The organism is Aeromonas sp. QDB62, from assembly GCF_027705695.1.
In the GTDB taxonomy this organism is placed as follows: domain Bacteria; phylum Pseudomonadota; class Gammaproteobacteria; order Enterobacterales; family Aeromonadaceae; genus Aeromonas; species Aeromonas allosaccharophila.
The window spans coordinates 1-3,845 of sequence record NZ_JAPDCD010000034.1 but is presented as its reverse complement, the minus strand read 5'-3'; the positions used below and the strand labels follow the sequence as shown (position 1 = coordinate 3,845).

The 3,845-nt window shown below is 52.8% G+C and carries 4 protein-coding genes; all 4 read right to left on the bottom strand.

All coding sequences use genetic code 11. The features are described 5' to 3' along the window. Window positions 1–131: 131 nt before the first annotated feature. Window positions 132–437 (bottom strand): hypothetical protein, encoded by a 306-nt coding sequence (locus OKC27_RS16235; protein WP_182937436.1) that lies wholly within the window; start codon window positions 435–437, stop codon window positions 132–134. A gap of 654 nt (window positions 438–1,091) precedes the next feature. Then, complete coding sequence (locus tag OKC27_RS16230; protein ID WP_232093531.1) at window positions 1,092–1,589, bottom strand: hypothetical protein; 498 nt, start codon at window positions 1,587–1,589, stop codon at window positions 1,092–1,094. Between the two features lie 60 nt (window positions 1,590–1,649). Continuing rightward, window positions 1,650–1,985, bottom strand: a complete 336-nt coding sequence (locus tag OKC27_RS16225) for a hypothetical protein (RefSeq protein WP_042655808.1) — start codon at window positions 1,983–1,985, stop codon at window positions 1,650–1,652. A gap of 265 nt (window positions 1,986–2,250) precedes the next feature. Then, window positions 2,251–3,546, bottom strand: coding sequence for a tyrosine-type recombinase/integrase (locus tag OKC27_RS16220; RefSeq protein WP_232093530.1), 1,296 nt, complete (start codon window positions 3,544–3,546; stop codon window positions 2,251–2,253). Window positions 3,547–3,845: the final 299 nt, after the last annotated feature.

The window sequence follows — 3,845 nt, the reverse complement described above, 5'->3', positions numbered from 1 at the left end:
AACGCCCCTTCGGGCGTCCTGCTGCTTCGCAGGTTAGCAGGCCGGCAGCGCTAAACATAAACACTGGACATTATGCGCAATCATGCCTGTAGGTAGAACAAAGGGGCCAGAGGCCCCTTGATGGTTGATCTTCAGGCTTTCGCAACGCTCAGGCGGTAGTCATTGGGTTTTTCAGTCGCTGATTCACTCACAACAACATTCAAATCACGAATGACTGAACCACCGCGGGTCACGATTAACTGCACAATGGCCTTGTCACGAATGGCTTTGTGCAAAGCCTGATTGAGCTCAGAGCCTGGCTGTTCGTCTCGCAGTGTGAACGTGAAAACATGCACATGGTCTGCACGCTGCTCAACAAGCTTGAAACGGTTGACACCAAGCGATTCTGGAAACAAAAACGTCAGCTTAGAGTCTTGATGGGTGTAATCAGTAGTCATGTGTATTACCTTTTGAAAAATGAACATGGGCCTAGCTGGTTGAGGTTTAACCATGCCAGGTTGGCGGGCAGACTTTGCCACAGCAGAGGTGAGAATTGCGAAGATGAGCCGCTCTTCTTCCCTCATTACATGAGTCATTCAGTAACAAGCTGATTTAAAAGCATTTTAAGCGGTCGCCAAATGATAAAAAGGGGCCGAGATGGCCCCTGGTGTGTAATGCCGATAACTGGATTTATCGGCATCATTGTGAGAGATGACGAGGAGGTGTAATCATCTGTGGTACCAAACCCCCTCATGAAGTCTGCTCATCCAAGATGAAACACCTTTGCGGCTATTTTCTGCAATGTTGCCCAAGTCACGACTCAAGTCGGTCAACCCAGCGATCCTGTACCCCTGCCGCTTGAGAATATAGAGGTCGGCCTGGCCAACTGATCCGGCAGCGTCCCCTCGCCCACAATCTCTTTGCGCTCAACCAGAAAGTCAGGTGATGCCTGTTCCGGCTTGAAGTAATCATCCCGACGCTCAGTATGGGGCTGCGTATAAAACCTTCAGGCGCATCAGTAGTCATCGGGAGATGGGTGATATCCCCTCCCCCGGTTTGGACCTTGGTGTAAAGACGGGTCTATTTGAAACAATGCTGCCTGGCGAGCTGAGTCAATTCAGGCTCAAGGCCTGCTTGGCGATAGCCATAGTGGGAGGCTGGCAGGTTAAATAGAGGCTGGTATTGAATTGCTGCAAGATACGCTTGAGCTCGTTCATATCGTCGTGATGGAGGGTCAAGGACCAGAGTGCTCGCGGCTGGCCGTGATGGAGGCCATTGGTATAGATAATGGTGCAATCTTCGATACGCAGCTGTTTGCAGTGGGCCTCCATCTGCAGTCCCACATCCGGAAACCAGATATGCAGCGTACCTGATGAGATAAAGGTGAACTGGGCTATTAGCGAACCTTTTCCGACGATCCTGAATGTCTTTTCCACCACTGCCACTTGCATACCTGCTCCTTGGTATCGGGTCATATTGATATCAATATCACCAATGATGACTGGATATGCAAGGGCCATGTCAGTAATAAATATCAATGTTATTAAAGTGTTGCATTCGTGGCGGCCAATCCGGATATTGCTGATCCCGCTACTCTGTTCGCTTTTCAACGCTGCGTCATGACGTGAAAAAGGCCGGTATCTTGCGATACCGGCCTTGCTGTTGATCCTTCAGGCGGTCAACCACCGTTTGCGTTTTGGCATGACGGTTGGTTGGTGCGCGGGTCGGCAATTATTGCACACCTCAATGATCAGTCTCTTCAGTTCACTCATATCGACACCATGAAGCGTTAGCGACCAGAATGCCCTCGCCTGGCTGTAGTGCATCCCATTGGTATAGAGCAGGGTGTCATTTTCAAAGCGAAGCTGACTGCAGGGTGCTTCCATTTGTAATCCGGTGTCGGGAAACCAGATGTTCAAGGTGCCTGAAGGGATCAGGGTAAATTGCGCCATCAGATCGCCTTGTCCGACAATCTTGTAGGTTTTTTTGATGATATCTAGCGGCATAGGGTGTCTCGGTATTTCAGCAAGCTATGTAATTGTTTGTTTTCTCTCTGCTACGGGATAACGGTTTATCCCGCTGATGGCAACGCGCTCGTTCCTTACCGCCCCGTGTGAGCCACGAAAGTGTTCCCTGAACCGATTGCCATTTTGGAGAAGTGCAAAGTAACAGCTCCAGCTTGTATGAGACCTTAATGAACCACTCTTTGTGTCAAAAATAACCTGCAGAGAACAGGGCAAAGTCACACTGGCCGTTGGTTTTTTATGGTTGTTATCTCTCACTTTTGCTATTTAAGCGGTCCAGCGGTTTCTGCTGTGCACTCTCATGCCGTTCACTGTTGCTGGTGTGCAGATATTTCGAGGTGGTGTCGATGCTGTCATGTCCGGCATCGGCCTGTACGTGGGAGAGCGGCCGCCCGTGCAGGTTGATGTCATGGGTGATCCCGGTATGGCGAATGGCGTGGGGAGAGAGTTGCCGCATTTCGGCCGCATCCTGGGCAAAGCCATCCTGCTCGGCTAGCTCGGCCCCCTTGCCGATGATCACCATGATCAAATCCCGTAACTGGCGAATGCCGAGGTTGGCGTTGAGTTCGCCCTGCTCGCGGCCGTGGGCGGCCGCTTTATGGCGAACGAATAGCGGCGTTTGCTCGTCCGGTGTCGGCAACGGGGAGAGACCGAGGAAGCTGCGGTAGCGTTCGAGTGCCGCCAACAGCGCCTGGGAGACCGCCACGGTACGCCGTTTTCCCCCCTTGCTCTGTGGAATGAAATATCCCCAAACGCCGGTTTTTCGCTCCCGGCGAAACTGCCCCATCACCGGCGTAAAGCCAGGCCTGGCGGCAACCTCCGAAATCCGTAGATAGCAGGCATACATCAGAATGATGAGAAAGCGGCTGCGTTCATGCTGTTCAGGGTGGTCGCTGGCCAGGGTTTCGGAGGCCTGCATCACGTAGGACCATTGCAACTCGCTAAAGCATTGCACCTGCTCGCCCTCCTCCGGCTGCTGCGGTCGTTTGACCCGTTGCAGCAGCAGGGCGGGATTGCGGTCCATGTACTCCTCCTGGATCAGGAACTGGAAGAAGGCCGACAAGATGGCCAGCTTGGTCTTCATCGCCTGCTCGCTCAGACGATAGGGCAAGGTGCGGCCCAGCTCCCGCTTGCCGAGAAACGGTCGCCATTGCGGATTGGGCAATCGCTCTCCCCACTCCTTGTCGAGGACAAACTGCGCCACGTTGCGATAGGCGATCAACTCGTCAGGGGGTGACTGACAGTAGTCGAGATAGCGGATCATGATGCGGCGAGTGAGATCTTTCGGGCTGATGGCAGCCTCGCGAAAGCACCAGTGCAAAAAAGTGGTCAGCTCGCTGCGATAGGTTTTGTAATTGTTTTCGCTGTTGCGCTGCTCCAGCAGCCAGTCGACCGCCAGTTCGTAAACCAGTCCGGCATCGGGCACATCGTTGAGGCTGAGGTTGGCAAGGTACTGATTGACCTGTGGGTTGCCTGCTTCCAGATAGATCAGGCTGTCAAACAGCGGCATGGCGGGCGGCAAAGATAGTGGGTGTTGAGTCATGGTGTTGCTTGTTGGTGATGAGATGAATCGATATGAGTCTGTGAGCCGAGACGATAGAAATGGGCTCGTAATGCATGAAGGCGACTTCTGTTGGTGTTTGTACTGTTCTTGTTGCTGCAGATTGAGGCTGTCTGGAGCGAGCAGGACGACTACCTCACTCTAGTTTGCTCGTTATTTTCTCGTTGATTTGGCTGACGTCGCTCATCGCCGCACGCTATTCAGTCGTGAATTCAGATAATAAGTGCAATGCCCATGGTGCATAGGAGAGAGGCGGTCAACTACCAGTTAGGGTACGCTTC

What these genes read in the sequence shown, in the direction of transcription:
- OKC27_RS16235 (WP_182937436.1), bottom strand. Translation starts at nt 437, where the DNA reads ATGACTACTGATTACACCCATCAAGACTCTAAGCTGACGTTTTTGTTT.
- OKC27_RS16225 (WP_042655808.1), bottom strand. Translation starts at nt 1,985, where the DNA reads ATGCCGCTAGATATCATCAAAAAAACCTACAAGATTGTCGGACAAGGC.
- OKC27_RS16220 (WP_232093530.1), bottom strand. Translation starts at nt 3,546, where the DNA reads ATGACTCAACACCCACTATCTTTGCCGCCCGCCATGCCGCTGTTTGAC.